The sequence below is a fragment of the Lachnospiraceae bacterium genome, from assembly GCA_025758065.1.
In the GTDB taxonomy this organism is placed as follows: Bacteria; Bacillota; Clostridia; order Lachnospirales; family Lachnospiraceae; genus Enterocloster.
This window is the reverse complement of sequence record CP107199.1, coordinates 1,052,289-1,067,836: the sequence shown is the minus strand read 5'-3', so window position 1 is coordinate 1,067,836 and position 15,548 is coordinate 1,052,289. Positions and strand designations below refer to the sequence as shown.

Sequence of the window (15,548 nt, the reverse complement as noted above, 5' to 3'; positions counted from 1 at the left end):
TGATTAACGGATGGTTTATGTAGAAATAGATATTTGATTGTTATTGAATGATTTAATAATCATTCGGGTTATCAGCATCGTAATTGTGTTTTGAGGATAGATGCCAATCATTGATTCGTAAAATGTTTTTTATGGCTGAAAGAACCTCGAATATGTAACGTTTTTCAGTGCTGGTACAATCTGCCATTAATAAATCAATGTCAGTTTGATATTCCGTAGGATTGTATAACAAGTTCCCATAGAGTAATTCATCAATAGTAATTTCAAGTGCGTTGCTAATTTTGATTAAAGATTCTAAACTGGGTTTACGCTTGGCATTTTCAATATAGCTTATATAAACAGTAGAAAGATCAGCAATTTCAGCCAGCTCCTCGGCAGATAATCCTCGTTGTTTGCGGGTTTCTCTTATACGTTTGCCTATAAGTGCATAATTTATTTCCATGTCCTCACCTCCTTTCCATCACAACTTGACTTTCTTGTGTTGTAGATAGAAAAAATGGTGAGCTATACAACAGCAATTGGTTGTATAAAGAGAAGTATATCATATGTATATAGCAAAAAGAAGATTGTCGATTGATGGGAGAAAAAGGCGATAAGTTGTAATTGAACAACAGCGAAAAAAGGGTTATCATTTATGTATTAAAAATTATGTCTGGGAGGAAAATACATGGCAGATAAAGAGGAAATAAAAACACTGGAGGAATTAGAGGAAAAAGGAAGAGTACTGCGGGAGTACAAAGAAAAATTCCGGCAGATGTGCCAAGAGAATAAAATGATAAAGGGTTCGACAGTGCTGAAACTATATGATAAAATTGAAGAAATACAAAGAGAATATGAGCATTTAGATAATAAGCTGACATTAATGGAATACAACTTTATATAGTTCTATTTTTTTTGTTTTAATACTACTGTTTCCCTTAGTAAATACTTGTAAGATACATCTCTAATAATTTTGCGGATTTCTAGTTACAATTAAGGTAACTACTATCGGAAAGAGGTGTATTTACTTGCGTACAGAGGATTATATTGCGGACAATATTATAGCTTTATGTAAAAAACGTGATATGAGTAAATATCGGCTGTCACAATTGACTGGTATATCTCAATCTTCGATTGGAAAAATTATTGCTAAAGAAAGTTTACCAACTATGCCTACTGTAGAAAAGATATGTGATGCACTGGGAGTAACAATGGCACAATTCTTTGCCGGAATGGATGTTCCAGTAAGCTTATCAGAATCACAACAAGAGGTTCTGAATATTTGGAATAATCTTGATGAAAAAGAACAGAATGTAGTGATACAAATGCTCCGGGGACTTCAAAAATAAAGGAAACAGTTGTAACGAAAATGTTGACTGTTTCTTTTTTTATGGAGTTGAGAGATTATGGTGATTGAAAAGAAATATTATGATATTGCACAGCATGAATTGGAAGAAATGCAAAGAGAAATTAATGAAGAAAAAGCGCAAATGTCAGAAGAAGAGATACTAGAGGATAAAAAATGGCATGATGAACAATTGGAAACAATTATTAAAAAGGCAGAAGCTCATATGCGTCGTTTTAAGAAAGTTCCAGATCCTCAAAAAGTAGTGAAATTCACTTTTTTACAAAAAGATGCATTGGAAATTGCACGAAATATGCAGATGAATATAAAAACTGAGCGTAAAGAAGATGATTTATGGGGGACGATAGAAATGTCATTTAATAATATGTGGTTTTTAGATTCGGCTCCTAGTGAATGGAAAGATATTTGGAATAACTTGCTGAAAGAAGCTCAGAGAGTGTATATAGAAGCAAAAGATAACATGATCATGTATCAATATTATTATGATTTGGCGGTAGAAGTTCCTTGTGTGCAGACACAATACAAATAATGATATATGAATGCTGTTCTGTAATAATTTTATGATATACTGTGGATATGATATGTAAAAATAGTCGGAGAAAGATTTGTGAATGCACGATTATTTAGGAGGAAAAAAGCATGACAGATGCAGAACAAAGAGAGGCTGCCCGTCAATTTGTAAACCGATGGATGGGAAAAGGGAAAGAAGATGAAGATGGACGTTCTTATTGGATTGATTTATTGACGAATGTTTTGGGAATGGATAATGTGACAGAACGTTTGAACTTTGAAAAGAAAGTTGTAATTGATGGAAATACAAAACGTATTGATGTGTATATTCCTGAAACACGAGTAATTATTGAACAGAAGAGTCTTGGAAAAGCATTGGATCAGAAAATCAGGAATTCAGGAGATGTTGATCTTACTCCATTTGAACAGGCAGACAGATATAATGGAAAGCTGACTTTTGATGAAAGAGCTCGGTGGATTGTTACGTCAAATTTTGCTGAAATTTGGATTTATGATATGAACCAGAAACAGCCAGAACCGACAAAGATTGCTTTAGATGAATTACAAAGCAAATATCCATTGTTGGACTTCTTGGTGAAAAAGGAAGTAAAGACAATATCGCATGAAATGGAAGTATCAATAAAAGCAGGAGGTATTGTTGGGCTTATTTATGATGCGTTTTTAAAACAATATCGTATACCAGATATTAAGGAAAAGGATGAAACACTTGAGCAGAGAGAAAAAAGAGAGCATAAACTAAAGAGCCTGAATGCTTTATGTGTGCGAATTGTTTTTTGCTTGTATGCAGAAGATGCTGGTATTTTTGGAAAGAGAAATATGTTCCATGATTATTTGGAAACATATGAAGTAAAGGATTGCCGGAGAGCTATAATAGAATTATTTAAGATATTGGATACACCTGTATCAGAGCGAGACGAGTATTTAGAGGAAGAACTTGCTCAGTTCCCGTATGTAAATGGTGGGTTATTTGCTGATGAAACTATTGAGATACCACCTTTTACAGAGAAAATTAAAGAATTACTTCTTACAAAAGCGTCAGAAGATTTTGACTGGAGTGATATTTCTCCAACTATATTTGGAGCGGTATTTGAATCTACATTAAATCCTGAGACCAGACGTTCAGGAGGAATGCATTATACATCTATTGAAAATATTCATAAAGTTATTAGTCCTCTTTTTTTGGAAGATTTGCAGAAGGAATTTGATAGTATTAGAGCAATTCAAGTGAAGCGTACCAGAGATAAAAAATTGGAAGAATTCCAAAATAAATTGGCATCACTTACATTTTTTGATCCTGCGTGTGGTTCCGGAAATTTCCTTACAGAAACATACCTGTCGCTTCGTCGTTTGGAGAATGAGGTGATAAAGGAAAAAGTTGGCGGACAAATGACATTGGTAGAGGTAAATAATCCAATTAGAGTTTCTATTCAGCAATTTTATGGAATAGAGATTAACGATTTTGCAGTTACAGTTGTGAAAACGGCTTTATGGATTGCAGAATCTCAAATGTTGGAAGAAACGAAAAATATTGTGTATGGATTTAATGACGATTTTCTTCCTTTAAAGACATATGTAAATATTACAGAAGGAAATGCATTAAGAATTGATTGGAATGATGTAATTCCTGCAGAAAAATTATCGTTTATAATGGGAAATCCGCCATTTGTAGGAGCACGTTGGATGGCGTCGGAGCAGAAGGGAGATGTTGAGAAGATATTTGAAGGATGGAAGAGTATAGGAAATCTTGATTATGTTAGTTGCTGGTATAAAAAAGCGGCTGACTATATGGGAAATTATAATATCAGAGCAGCATTGGTATCAACTAATTCAATTACACAGGGAGAAAGTGTTTCGATTCTCTGGAAACCGCTTTTTGAATCAGGTGTACACATTGATTTTGCATACAGAACATTTATATGGGATAGTGAAGCGTCAATAAAAGCGCATGTTCATTGTGTAATTGTTGGCTTTAGCAGAGCTGTAAATAATAAGCAGAAAATAATTTATTCAGGTGAGAACGCAATTCCGGCGAATAATATTAATGGATATTTGCTTGATGCAGAAAATATATTCATTGAAAAAAGAATGAAACCATTGTGTAATGTTCCTGAAATAGCATTAGGTGGGCAAGCAATTGATGGTGGATTTTTAATATTGACGGAAGAGGAAAAGGAAGAGTTTTTGGAAAAAGAACCACAGGCTTCTCCGTTTTTTAGACATTATATGATGGGAAAAGATTTTATTGATCGAAAGCCGAGATATTGTATTTGGCTTGTTGGAGCTGATCCTGGATTATTAAAAAAATGTCCGATGATATTAGAACGAGTGAATAAAGTACGTGAATTTAGACTTAGTAGTACAAGAGCGAACACAAAAAAAGCGGCTGAGAATCCAACTTTATTTGCATCAATACTTGAACATAAAAATCAATATATTGCGATTCCCAAAGTTTCTTCTCAGAATCGTAGATATATTCCAATGGATTATTTAGATGGTGAAATTATTCCGGGAGACAAATTATTCACTATGCCCAATGCATCATTTTATGAATTTGGTGTATTGATGTCGAATGTTCACATGGCATGGATGCGAGCAGTGTGTGGAAGATTAAAAAGTGATTATAGTTATTCAAACACAATAGTGTATAACAATTTTCCGTGGCCTGTAGTAACGGAGAAGAATCGGGAACAAATTGAAAAATCGGCACAGGAAATTTTGAAAGCAAGAACATTATATCCTAGTAGTAATCTTGCGGCTTTATATGATCCTTTAACAATGCCAGCCGAGTTACGACGAGCACATACTGCAAATGATAAAGCTGTTATGGCTGCGTATGGCTTTAGTACAAAAATGACGGAAGCAGATTGTGTGGGAGAGTTGATGAAATTATACCAGAAAATGCAATGATAAAAGTTTATAGAGCTGTTTTTTGCTCAAAGTAAAATATTTGAAAACATAGAATATTCCAAATCCATAAAAGATGAATGAAAACCAATATGGGAATTTTACATGTGTTACAAAATTTGTAAAATTTTCATATTGGTTTTTTTGTAATCTGTAAAAATTATAAATTTGGATATCGAGTAAGGTTTCGGATTTTTGATTTTTATGTATTTTTCAATTTTGGATATGGCTCCGAAATTGGCAATTTTGCGGAAGTGTATCCACACTTCCTGTCCTTGCTATTTTATAATCACATGGTGATTTCACAGGGATATAGGGCTGTTTAGCCTATTTTTTCTCCCTGTGCTGTGACCGAAGAAATTCGAGGAACCAATTATATATTTATGCTGAATGTGAGGAACTAGGGAGCACAATCCTTAGCAAGATTCCAACATCCGGAAAATGCCATAATGCTAAAATAGCGATATGGTATTACCGGGGTGGATCTTGCTCTAATGTGTACAGTAATCTCGGCATAAATAGAAAGAATGGGTTTGGGGAATCCCCAGCAAGATATAAACCTGATGAAAGAATATTTGTCGGAAAGACAATATTGTTAAACACAGGTGGATCTTGCTCTGTATGTGTACCCCTCTATATAACGAAACGCTCAGAGGCTGTTTTACAGTGGGGGAAAAGAAAAAATATCAAAAAAATGATGATTAATGGTGAGCTTGTGATAGAATGAAAAAAAGAGAAAAGCATAAAGGATGTAGTTGTGGAGAAAATTTGTTATGATTAGAAAGTTGCTGAACGGAGATATCGATAGAGTTGCTGACATATGGTTAAAGACAAATCTGAAAGCACATTATTTTATTTCCAATCAATACTGGAAAAGTAATTATGAATTAGTAAAAGAAATGATGTCACAATACGAAGTTTATGTGTTTGAAGCAGATAAAATGATACAAGGATTTGTAGGACTAAATGATAAATATATAGAAGGTATTTTTGTCTCCGATGAAATGCAGTCATGTGGCATAGGTAAGCTTTTATTGGATTATATTAAGGATAAAAAAGTCAGCTTACGATTAAATGTATACCAGAAGAATGCCAGAGCAATTTCTTTTTATCAAAGAGAAGGGTTCATTATTCAATGTGAAGATTTGGATGAAGATACTGGTGAAAAAGAGTACACTATGCTATGGAAACGAAAATAAAAATCGGAAGTTGTAGTAAAGGAGGTTTACAATGGGGTTTTGGATTTTTATGTTGATTATGGATTTGCTTCTTCCATTTACGATGATTGGTTTTGGAAGATATTTTATGAAAAAGGCTCCAAAGGAAATAAATTCAGTATTTGGATATCGGACTTCGATGTCTATGAAGAACAAAGACACATGGGAATTTGCTCATAAATATTGTGGTAAAGTCTGGTATGTCTGTGGAATGGTTATGTTGCCGATAACAGTAATATTCATGCTTTTAGTGATTGGAAAAAATGAAGATTGTGTTGGGAGTATAGGAGGAATTATCTGTGGTGTTCAACTTATTCCTTTAATTGGGTCTATTCTCCCAACAGAAATAGCATTAAAAAAGAATTTTGATAAGAATGGAACAAGACGATAAATGCCAATTTTTGAAACTGAGAAATCGGGATTGACCGAGTTCTTTGAGTGAGATACACTTCTTGGACGAAGGGAAGGAAGAAGAAAAAAGTACTTTAGAGGTATTATGGAATGAGTAATAAATTGGTTGAGCACAAAGAATCAAAAGAAATATTAACTGGAAATCAAAAGAAAATTTTGTTTTGGATTTGTTTCATTATTTTAAGTATAGCTTTCATTACAGTCTGGATAAATATACTTTTGACATCTAAAGCATTTAATACACAAATGGAAGAGATGGTACTGGGAGAAGATGATGGTGTATAAATAAAGTTGACAGCCTATTCTCAAGGATTTCATAGTATAATCAAGAGAATAAGGAGGTGCCCAACTATGGCACGAAGTCAACGTAAGTACGATCATGAATACAAAGTGCAGGCAGTTAAGCTTGCAAAAGAAATCGGTGGTGCGAAAGCCGCTAAAGAATTAGGAATTCCTGAAGGGACTATCCATACCTGGCTTAAAGCCGTAAGAACCGGACAACTGGATATTGGAGAAGGTGCCCATACTCCAGAATCTGCCATGAGCCTTGCGGAGGAATTAACCATGCTTCGAAAACGCGTGAAAGATCAGGATAAAGAAATTCGTCGTCTGAAAGAAGAAAACGAGTTTCTGGAAGAAGCCAGCGCTTTTTTCGCAGCGAGCCGTCGGAAGTCTCTAAGACCGAAAGAATGAAATTCATTGCGATTAAGACTGACGATGGCACCATCAAGGGAAAACTGGCTTTTTACTGTCGTATGTTACATGTGAGCCGCCAGGGATTTTATAAATATCTGTCCGTAAAAGACCGTCCGTGGAAATACCAGACGCTTGCAGATACCATGCTTGAAATCCATGCTGAGGATGTCTGCAACGACACCTATGGACGTGTACGTATGTTCCAGGCATTAACTCTTAAACGACCTGATGGCATTCCTATCCCCAGTGAGCGTACCGTTTATAGAGTCATGGAAAAAATCGGTCTCAGTCATCGTCCTAAGCGTAATCCGAAAGGAATTACGAAAGCAGACCGTGAGGCTCGTAAATCGGATGATCTTCTTAAGAGAAATTTCACATCAGAAAAGCCTCTTGAAAAATGCGTGACAGATATCACCGAAATCAAAGCAAAAGATGGAAAACTCTATGTTTCGGCAATCTTCGATTGTTTTGATTCAGCAGTACTGGGGCTGGCAATGGAAACCACGATGAAGGCAACGCTTTGCCAGCATACGGTAGAAAACGCTTTTATCGCATATCCTGAAATTCAAGGAGCAGTGCTTCACTCCGATCGAGGTAGCCAATATACCAGTGAGCTTTACCGCAGCACCCTGAGAAAATATGAAATCATCCAAAGTATGAACAGTGCCGGTGGTCGATGCCATGACAATGCCCGTTGTGAAAGCATGTGGGCGCGTCTAAAGACAGAATTATTGTATGACCGATACAACAGTGAAAACCTGACTGTGTCCGAACTGAAGTCTCTAATCTGGAGATACTTTATCAGTTATTGGAACAATCGGAGGATTTGCACCACCAATGGTGGTCTTCCTCCCATGCTCAAGCGACAGAGATACTATGATTCTCTGCGTATAGCAGCATAGTCCATGATGTCCTTGAGAAAAATGTGTCAACCAATCTTGACAACATCAAGATTACTATATGGAGGATATTGTGATTACAGGTAAAAGGGCTGAAGATGCCTCGGCTGATACGATATCTCAGAATTATTTCTTCTACTACAACAATGGAAAAGTGAATGATTATCACAAGCGAATGCAAGTACCGGGATTTGTATATTCGGAATATAATGTAGGAGATTCCATAGCTGCATATACCACAGACCATGTTAGTTATTCTTATTACAAGTATGGGATTCTTCCGGATACAGAGTATACAAACAATGAATTAATGAAAGTGGCTGGCGTATTGCTTGGAATAGGAATATTTTTATTGGCTTTGTTTGGGGTATTAAGTAAGAAAATGAATTACAAGAAGTAACCAACTTCCCGTTTATTGGGAAGGCGCAGAGAACGAAAAATCGGTATTTAAAGAGGTGTTGAGTATGAAAAGGTGGTTATCTATTTTAGCAGTATTGGGCTGTATAGTAGCGTTGTCTGGATGTAAAAATGAAAATGGAGCAGAACAAGCATATTTTAATGCAAAAGTTTTGGAAGTAAATAAAGAATATGTTGATGTTAGGTGTATAGAAGCATTTAATAGTGGGATTTCTGTTGATGAGGAATTTTCTGTTACAAAAGATGTAGTATCAGCAGGAGGAGCACCAGAATTGAATGTAGATGATAATATCCGTGTTGTATTTAATGGTGATGTAATGGAAAGTGATCCATTGCAGATAGGAACGGTTTATGCAATCTATCTTTTAGATGAAAATGGAGAAGTGATTCCAAACAACTAACAACTTCCAGTTTTTGAAACTGAGAAATCGAAATTTGATGAATTAAACTAGATGGCAATTGATGGAGTAACAAGTTGTATGAGAATTCGAGAAGTTAACAAAAATAAAAAGCAGTTTATATCATTATTGTTATTAGCTGATGAACAGGAGAGCATGGTTGATCGCTATCTTGAAAAAGGAACTATGTATGTGCTTGAAGACAATGATGTAAAAGCTGAATGTGTTGTCACCGATGAAGGTAATGGAATACTTGAAATCAAGAATATCGCAGTCAATCCGGAACATCAGGGAAAGGGCTATGGCAAAGCATTAATTGATTTTCTTGCCAATAAATATGCGGATGAATATTCTGTTTTGCAAGTTGGAACAGGTGACAGTCCATTGACGATACCATTTTATGAAAAATGTGGATTTGTTCGTTCTCACAAGATTCCCAATTTCTTTACCGATAATTATGACCACCCAATTTATGAGGACGGTGTGCAGCTAATAGATATGGTATATTTGCAAAGACATATATAATTTCAAGTTTGTCGGTGCAAATATAATGAATAGAAGTGCCCATTACATTTTTTGGTGATGGGTATTTTTGTGGAAGCCACTTTTATTTATTTTTGAATAAAAGAATTTTTAATCCGCAGCCGATAGAAGCAGATGGCTATAAAAAGCTTTTGGTAACTATGAGTGAAAAAACAGAAAGCTGCGAAAATTTATTATGAGCTAATAGGAAAATTTGATATTTTGTGATATTGAGGGTATGGGGAATCGTAATCTCCATTAAGTACGTCAGAGAATCATAATCCAGAAATGGAATTTTGAGTTACTCTAGGCGATACTTGCTTTAGAAAATGATTAGCCATAATGAGTTGGAACGTGGGAGGAGGAAGTGTAAAAAAAAGAGAGAGCCGTAAGTAACTCTCTCTGTGATAAAATCAAAAAGTTATAGTATCAGTGGTTCGGTAAGATTACAAAAATCCTTAACAGGAATATTTTCTTTAAGTGGTAAAGCTGTCTCTAAAAAGGTTTCGTCTGCAAATCTTTCGAGTTCAGAATCAAAATGTATAATTGAAGCATTTGTATTTAATTGATATGGCGGAATTGTAACAAAATAATCATAATCTTCGTAAGAAGGAGTGGCGCAAGAAACTTTGATTTTTCCGTCCAATTTCAATTTTGCAAATTCGCCATAAATGGCAGTTAAGGCTTTTTTCCTTTCTTCATCAGAAGTAATTCTATCTACATATCTAATATACCAATAATCTATATTTCCCTCTTTTAATTCAATTAAATAATCGTATGATTTGGGCGTTCCAGATTTTATTGTCCATTCAACTTTATGCAGACTTGTCATCATGGAAAGTCCACGCATTAAGGTAGAAAAAAACTTTTCATGCACCTGAACAGTAGAGAAATCCAGAGAAAATCCATTGTCTGCAATTATCTTTTTTCGTTCCCGTATTTTCTTAGAAGAATATCCCGTTGCATCATATAATTCTTGGATAAGTTCTGGATCATCAATGGCTTTTGCAATTTTATCAATAGTGCTTTTATATGGTCTTCCAGATCGGGCACCGTTGAGCATTCGTGAAATGGTTGCATTATTTAAGCCTGTTTGTTCAGATAATTCTTTTTGTGTTTTTTTCTGTAAAATGATTTGAAGTATATTGATGAATCTTTCCTGATCGTAAACGCTGTCAGGATTTATTAGTGTGCCTGAATTTGATATAAATTCGTTCATGCAAATCTCCTCTTGACTTCTTTGACTTTATATAAATTGACTTCTTGTATTTTATCTTATCAATTATATCCCTAAAAATCAATTTAAAACATAAAGAAATCAAAAAATGCTTTATTGATATTCTTGCAAAAGTCAAAGAAATCAAAAACGTAATTGACATTTTGACTTCTTTGTGTATAATGTAGAATTAAGAAGTCAAAGAAGTCAAATAAATCAAAACGAAAGGAAGGAGGGCTGTGGATTGAAATATAGGGTTGTTTCGATTTTGAAAGATAATAGACCACGTTTTTTGATTATTTCTGATATTGAAGAAATTGAAATTCTTCCATCAAAGTATTTGAAGCATCTGGATCAGATTAATGCTTCTCCGAATACTGTAAAATCCGCAGCCTTCGCACTTTCATATTATTACAATTATCTGCAGGAGCAAACGATAGGATTGGATGAGATTACATTGCTATCCTATTCAGAGCAGAATAAACATTTTATTGATTTCTTGTATTGGGTTAAGAGTGGAAAGCATACTGAGCATAATACACAAACGAGCAATAAGACCTGCAATATGTATCTTGGTGCAGTTTTCAGATACTACCAGTTTTTGGCACTGGAAGATGTTTTGCCAATGCTTAAAGTCTTACGAGTAAAAAAAGTATCGTATTTTGACAGTATGGGAGTAAATCATCAAAATGCAGTGAATTCGTTTAAAGGTTTCTTCAAAGAAGAAGAAGAACCTAATCTGGAAGAAATAACATCCGAAGAAATACAGGAGCTGATAAATGCCTGTACGAATGATAGAGATCGATTGCTGATAGCAATGATGGCAGAAACCGGTCTTAGATTAGGGGAAATTCTGGGAATCCATTATACCGAAGATATTGATTTTGAAAGAAGGACGGTTCGGGTAAGGTATCGTGAATCCAATACCAACTTGGCAAGAGCAAAAAATGCAGAATATAGAATGGCTTTGTTAAGTAATACAACTTTTGAGTTCTTGGTTAAGTACATTTCTGATAATCGAAAAAGTCTGATGAACTCGGAGTATCTATTTACAAAATTGACTGGAAAAAACAAAGGAGAGCCATTAGATGCGGATTCTGTGTATAGCATGTTGAAAAGACTATCCAAAAAAACGGATATCAATTCCCATCCGCATCAGCTCCGACACTATTTTGCGGAGGAAAGAAGAAAAGAAGGATGGGATTTGAATGACATTCGTTTTGCCCTGGGGCATAAGAAAGTTGAAACTACCATTAAATACTTGGGTGAAAATAATGAACGATTGATAGAAGCAACAGATCAATACTACTCAAATAATGAAGATTTATACCAAATTGCAGATTTTCTGTAAAAGGAAGGAGGGATTACCTTGGCAGTATTAAAAATTGTTCCGAAGTTATATCAGGAAAAAATATCTGAGAAATTAAAGGAAGAAATATCTTTAGTTACGAATGGAGAAGCAAAATACTATAACCGGTTATATAAATTTTTTCAGTATACAGATATACAGTGTACTGCAGATATTAACTATGAAACGAGAAAAATGTATATGGAGTCTCTTGAAAAAGAGGATATTTCAGAAAAATATAAAGTGGAATTAATGAGCTTATTTGATCGTTTAAAAATAGAAAATATGCCGGATGTCTATTCACAAGGAAATCCTTTCTCTGTAGAACAGGAGTTTTTTAAGCAAGACAAATTGTTTTTGCTGTATGTCCCCAATAAGAAGAAAGCACAATCTTTCCGTCAGGTGGTCGATAAGAATGATTTGTTATGGGACTTAACGAGGATACATTCATCACAGTTGGTGCGACAGACAAAAATATTGCTGTGTGAAATTCTGAATATGGATAAGGTACAAAGACATCGAAGATATTTTTTAGAACCATTAAAAGCACTTGTACGGTTTTGCGATAAGTACGGAATAGATGATATTGAAGAAATGGAACAGGCAGATGAAAACAGATTTTATCTGTATTTAAACAAGGAGTCAGAAATTATAAAAAAACAGGCTTCTAAGATTGTTGAGTTTGCGAGAAGAACGTTATTTCTAACAGATTCAGAGATAAATTGGCAAGCATGTATCTGGTATATGGATAGGTTTCAGTTTGATAAATCAAGAATCAATGCCAGTTCACCTGTTAAAAGTCTTTCATTTATTAATATTTACGAAAAAGAAAATCGTTGGTATTTACAATTATACGCAAAATATTTAGTTGGGATATCTGATCTGTCTTTATCAAATATCCGAAATACAATAAGTTTTATTTCACAATTTTTAAAATATCTGGATGGACAGAGTAAGAAAGTAACTGAACTGGAGATACAAGATATAGCGGATTATGTATCTATTTTGGATGTGTCCGATATTAAATATTCCACGTTTAACCGATATATAACTCATATACATACATTTCTACAGTTTTTGAAAATGAAAAATATTGAAGTGTTGAAGTTTTATCCGGAACGATTTTTAAAAAAAGGTTTTCCAGAACACAACGAAAGAAGTGTTCCAGAAAAAACAATTGCTCATCTGATTAAGGAGTTGCCGGCATTCCCAGAGCATTTACAGTTGATGTATTTGATTTTGTTTTGCACAGGAATTAGGAAAAGCGAGGTTTGTACAATAAAATCGGGAGCCTTTTATTCACAAGGCAATGAGAATTGGATGCGCATATATCAAAGCAAAATGCGGAGGGAAAAAGTCATTCCTGTTCCGAGTTTATTGGTTGGACTGGTGAACGATTATGAAAAAAAGTACGGAATAAAAAATGGGGAGTATTTATTCAAAAATAAAAAAGGTGGTGCATTTAATGGACAGACATTTTCAAATCAGATGATTCGGGAGTGTAAGGCTCGTGGGATTGCCTGTGGAGATTATATCTTTAGAGCACACGATTACAGACATAACCTTGCAACTTCAATGTACGGAAATGGAGTTTCTATACAAGGGGTACGAGATTATCTGGGACATTCAAGTGAGAATATGACAAAACAGTACATTGATTTCATGCCGGAACGTATTGTATCGGCTGAAGATAAATATTTTTCAAGAAATCAGTCATTTAAATTGAAAGGAGTAGAAGATGATGAAAGGTAATATTAATTTGATTTCTTATGACTGTTATCAACAAGCTACAGAAAAACAGTTGGCTGGGCTGAAATGGAAGGAAAACAGGGTGTACTACATATCAGAGATTCGTAATGAAAAGATACAGGATGAGATTTATGGGTATATCGATGATAGATGTAGACGTTTATCATTATCAACAGCCGTAAATGATATTTACAGATTTGATCTGTTGAAAGAATTTCTGAATGAGAAGTGTACAAGCTGTAGCAGCATTACTGATAAAAAATGGGAAGAACTGGAGAGAAGCTATAAAGCATTTTTATATAAAAAAGGATTGGCGCTGTACGTTAGAAGAAATAGACCGGATAGGCGGAATGTTGAGCAACAAAATAGCGCTCAGGTTTCTTTTCTGAAAATGTATTATGAGTATGTTGTGAAGTGTAAAACAGCAGATATTCCAGAAAATGAAAAAGATGTATGGGATATGAGAAAGCTGGATATTGTGCCAAGGAGTAATCCGATTCGTGGAAGATATAGATTAGATTTTCGTGAGATTAGGCAGAGAGAATTTAAAGAGATAATAAAGAGAATATTGTATAGCCACTGCCAGACAAAAGCAATGGGTAGTATAAAAGGCGAATTGTGTGGATTCCGTCGGTTTGCTAGATTTATGTATGATCGGTTTCCAGAAGTAAAGCATTTTACAGAAATTAGCAGGGATATGATAGAAGATTATCTGGTTTATATAAAAACGGATACCGGTCTTACATCAGTCAGTTACACAACAGAACTGTCGGTTTTGGATAATCTGCTGGATGAAATTGGGCGGGAACTGGAAATAGAAAATTTATGCAATCTTTTTCTGTCCAGTGATTGCAGAGCATATGACAACGCTTTGCCAGAAGCGTATTCAGATGCAGAAATCAGGAGATTTAATAGTGCATTAACAAAATTAAAGCCCCAGTTAGGAAGATGTCTAATAATACATCAGATGCTCGGTACAAGAATAGAGGATACGTTGACTTTGCGAAGGGATTGCTTATCTGAGAAATCTGGGCATTATTTTATAACTATTCTCCAGCATAAAACAAGGAAATACAAAAGACCAGTCAGCGATCAGCTGGCAGAAGTGATTAGAAAAGCAATAGAAGTTTCAGAAAAGGACCATCCAGATTCAGAATATATTTTTCTGCAAGATAATGGGAAATTATATACAGATTCAATGCTGAAATATCATGTAAATATCATGATTTATGAAAATGATATCAGGGATGATAATGGAAATTATTTTGAGTTTCGTACACATCGTTTTAGACACACTTTTGGAGTAAAACTTACAGAAATGAAATTAGATGATGATAGCATTGCAAGGCTGTTGGGGCATAAGGATACACGAACCATACCACATTATCGGCGGTTAAGAAACGAAGCATTAGCGGAGGATACAAAGGCTGTACGAGATGAAATGAATGAATTATTAGCACAATACAGGAGGGAAAAGGAAAATGCAGAAACACGATAAAATGGTAGCACTGGCAAAAGAAAAAAGTGCGGAAATGACGGAAACAGCAATAACAGCTATTGAAACAATGTATAGAAAAAATATAAAAATTTCAGTTGCTGAACTTACAAAATTAACAGGACTTTCCAGAGGTTTTTTCTATAATAATCCGAATGTGAAACAGGTCATGATGGAATTGAAGGAAAAACAACAGGGAATGATATTGCGAAATCCTAAAAGCGATGCTATTGCAAAAGCACAGGAAGCACGGATTAAGAGTTTAGAACAGAAATTATCCGATAGTGTTCCGAAAAACGAATATGAGAATCTACAGAAAAAATATGAAGAATTACAAGTGAAATATAGTCAAATGAAAAAGGGAACACTGTTGAAGATGTACGACCAATTATAGGAAGAA

Annotated in this window: 18 protein-coding genes; 16 read left to right on the top strand and 2 right to left on the bottom strand. The window is 34.7% G+C overall.

What is annotated here, in order from left to right:
* Window positions 1–52: 52 nt before the first annotated feature.
* Window positions 53–442: a helix-turn-helix transcriptional regulator gene (locus OGM16_04980; protein ID UYJ47628.1), complete on the bottom strand. Its 390-nt coding sequence runs from the start codon at window positions 440–442 to the stop codon at window positions 53–55.
* A gap of 225 nt (window positions 443–667) precedes the next feature.
* On the opposite strand from OGM16_04980, the gene OGM16_04975 reads away from it, so the two are divergent.
* From OGM16_04975 to OGM16_04920, 12 genes are all read left to right on the top strand, one after another.
* Window positions 668–883: a hypothetical protein gene (locus OGM16_04975; protein UYJ47627.1), complete on the top strand. Its 216-nt coding sequence runs from the start codon at window positions 668–670 to the stop codon at window positions 881–883.
* 124 nt (window positions 884–1,007) lie between these two features.
* On the top strand, window positions 1,008–1,328 hold the full coding sequence (locus OGM16_04970; GenBank protein UYJ47626.1) for a helix-turn-helix transcriptional regulator: 321 nt from the start codon (window positions 1,008–1,010) through the stop codon (window positions 1,326–1,328).
* Window positions 1,329–1,385: 57 nt separating this feature from the next.
* Window positions 1,386–1,874, top strand: coding sequence for a chemotaxis protein CheY (locus tag OGM16_04965; protein ID UYJ47625.1), 489 nt, complete (start codon window positions 1,386–1,388; stop codon window positions 1,872–1,874).
* 110 nt (window positions 1,875–1,984) lie between these two features.
* Window positions 1,985–4,783, top strand: coding sequence for a methylase (locus OGM16_04960; GenBank protein ID UYJ47624.1), 2,799 nt, complete (start codon window positions 1,985–1,987; stop codon window positions 4,781–4,783).
* 770 nt (window positions 4,784–5,553) lie between these two features.
* The gene (locus tag OGM16_04955; protein UYJ47623.1) at window positions 5,554–5,979 is read left to right on the top strand and encodes a GNAT family N-acetyltransferase; all 426 of its coding nucleotides are present in this window, start codon (window positions 5,554–5,556) and stop codon (window positions 5,977–5,979) included.
* A gap of 31 nt (window positions 5,980–6,010) precedes the next feature.
* Window positions 6,011–6,388: an SdpI family protein gene (locus OGM16_04950; protein UYJ47622.1), complete on the top strand. Its 378-nt coding sequence runs from the start codon at window positions 6,011–6,013 to the stop codon at window positions 6,386–6,388.
* A 110-nt stretch (window positions 6,389–6,498) separates the two neighbouring features.
* Entirely contained in the window at window positions 6,499–6,693 is a 195-nt protein-coding gene (locus tag OGM16_04945; GenBank protein ID UYJ47621.1) for a hypothetical protein, read from the top strand.
* 66 nt (window positions 6,694–6,759) lie between these two features.
* Window positions 6,760–7,101: a transposase gene (locus OGM16_04940; protein UYJ47620.1), complete on the top strand. Its 342-nt coding sequence runs from the start codon at window positions 6,760–6,762 to the stop codon at window positions 7,099–7,101.
* A complete protein-coding gene (locus OGM16_04935) occupies window positions 7,098–8,006 on the top strand; it encodes an IS3 family transposase (GenBank protein ID UYJ47619.1) in 909 nt (302 codons plus the stop codon). Before OGM16_04940 ends, OGM16_04935 begins: the two co-directional genes overlap by 4 nt.
* Window positions 8,007–8,076: 70 nt before the next feature.
* Window positions 8,077–8,403: a hypothetical protein gene (locus OGM16_04930; GenBank protein ID UYJ47618.1), complete on the top strand. Its 327-nt coding sequence runs from the start codon at window positions 8,077–8,079 to the stop codon at window positions 8,401–8,403.
* Window positions 8,404–8,467: 64 nt separating this feature from the next.
* On the top strand, window positions 8,468–8,821 hold the full coding sequence (locus tag OGM16_04925) for a hypothetical protein (protein UYJ47617.1): 354 nt from the start codon (window positions 8,468–8,470) through the stop codon (window positions 8,819–8,821).
* A 78-nt stretch (window positions 8,822–8,899) separates the two neighbouring features.
* Window positions 8,900–9,343 (top strand): GNAT family N-acetyltransferase, encoded by a 444-nt coding sequence (locus OGM16_04920; GenBank protein UYJ48395.1) that lies wholly within the window; start codon window positions 8,900–8,902, stop codon window positions 9,341–9,343.
* 418 nt (window positions 9,344–9,761) lie between these two features.
* Here the strand turns inward: OGM16_04920 and OGM16_04915 are convergent, their stop codons facing one another.
* Window positions 9,762–10,559, bottom strand: coding sequence for a helix-turn-helix transcriptional regulator (locus tag OGM16_04915; protein ID UYJ47616.1), 798 nt, complete (start codon window positions 10,557–10,559; stop codon window positions 9,762–9,764).
* 241 nt (window positions 10,560–10,800) lie between these two features.
* Between OGM16_04915 and OGM16_04910 the strand changes: the two genes are divergently transcribed.
* Genes OGM16_04910 through OGM16_04895 form a run of 4 tightly spaced genes read left to right on the top strand, consistent with a single transcriptional unit; the run spans window position 10,801 to window position 15,542 of the window.
* The gene (locus OGM16_04910; protein ID UYJ47615.1) at window positions 10,801–11,907 is read left to right on the top strand and encodes a tyrosine-type recombinase/integrase; all 1,107 of its coding nucleotides are present in this window, start codon (window positions 10,801–10,803) and stop codon (window positions 11,905–11,907) included.
* Between the two features lie 18 nt (window positions 11,908–11,925).
* Complete coding sequence (locus OGM16_04905) at window positions 11,926–13,656, top strand: tyrosine-type recombinase/integrase (protein ID UYJ47614.1); 1,731 nt, start codon at window positions 11,926–11,928, stop codon at window positions 13,654–13,656.
* Window positions 13,643–15,151 (top strand): site-specific integrase, encoded by a 1,509-nt coding sequence (locus OGM16_04900; protein UYJ47613.1) that lies wholly within the window; start codon window positions 13,643–13,645, stop codon window positions 15,149–15,151. Before OGM16_04905 ends, OGM16_04900 begins: the two co-directional genes overlap by 14 nt.
* The gene (locus OGM16_04895; GenBank protein UYJ47612.1) at window positions 15,135–15,542 is read left to right on the top strand and encodes a DUF6262 family protein; all 408 of its coding nucleotides are present in this window, start codon (window positions 15,135–15,137) and stop codon (window positions 15,540–15,542) included. The genes OGM16_04900 and OGM16_04895 overlap by 17 nt, the downstream gene beginning before the upstream one ends.
* Window positions 15,543–15,548: the final 6 nt, after the last annotated feature.

What these genes read in the sequence shown, in the direction of transcription:
- OGM16_04920 (UYJ48395.1), top strand. Translation starts at nt 8,900, where the DNA reads ATGAGAATTCGAGAAGTTAACAAAAATAAAAAGCAGTTTATATCATTA.
- OGM16_04895 (UYJ47612.1), top strand. Translation starts at nt 15,135, where the DNA reads ATGCAGAAACACGATAAAATGGTAGCACTGGCAAAAGAAAAAAGTGCG.
- OGM16_04975 (UYJ47627.1), top strand. Translation starts at nt 668, where the DNA reads ATGGCAGATAAAGAGGAAATAAAAACACTGGAGGAATTAGAGGAAAAA.
- OGM16_04935 (UYJ47619.1), top strand. Translation starts at nt 7,098, where the DNA reads ATGAAATTCATTGCGATTAAGACTGACGATGGCACCATCAAGGGAAAA.
- OGM16_04945 (UYJ47621.1), top strand. Translation starts at nt 6,499, where the DNA reads ATGAGTAATAAATTGGTTGAGCACAAAGAATCAAAAGAAATATTAACT.
- OGM16_04940 (UYJ47620.1), top strand. Translation starts at nt 6,760, where the DNA reads ATGGCACGAAGTCAACGTAAGTACGATCATGAATACAAAGTGCAGGCA.
- OGM16_04965 (UYJ47625.1), top strand. Translation starts at nt 1,386, where the DNA reads ATGGTGATTGAAAAGAAATATTATGATATTGCACAGCATGAATTGGAA.
- OGM16_04915 (UYJ47616.1), bottom strand. Translation starts at nt 10,559, where the DNA reads ATGAACGAATTTATATCAAATTCAGGCACACTAATAAATCCTGACAGC.
- OGM16_04925 (UYJ47617.1), top strand. Translation starts at nt 8,468, where the DNA reads ATGAAAAGGTGGTTATCTATTTTAGCAGTATTGGGCTGTATAGTAGCG.
- OGM16_04955 (UYJ47623.1), top strand. Translation starts at nt 5,554, where the DNA reads ATGATTAGAAAGTTGCTGAACGGAGATATCGATAGAGTTGCTGACATA.
- OGM16_04900 (UYJ47613.1), top strand. Translation starts at nt 13,643, where the DNA reads ATGATGAAAGGTAATATTAATTTGATTTCTTATGACTGTTATCAACAA.
- OGM16_04950 (UYJ47622.1), top strand. Translation starts at nt 6,011, where the DNA reads ATGGGGTTTTGGATTTTTATGTTGATTATGGATTTGCTTCTTCCATTT.
- OGM16_04980 (UYJ47628.1), bottom strand. Translation starts at nt 442, where the DNA reads ATGGAAATAAATTATGCACTTATAGGCAAACGTATAAGAGAAACCCGC.
- OGM16_04960 (UYJ47624.1), top strand. Translation starts at nt 1,985, where the DNA reads ATGACAGATGCAGAACAAAGAGAGGCTGCCCGTCAATTTGTAAACCGA.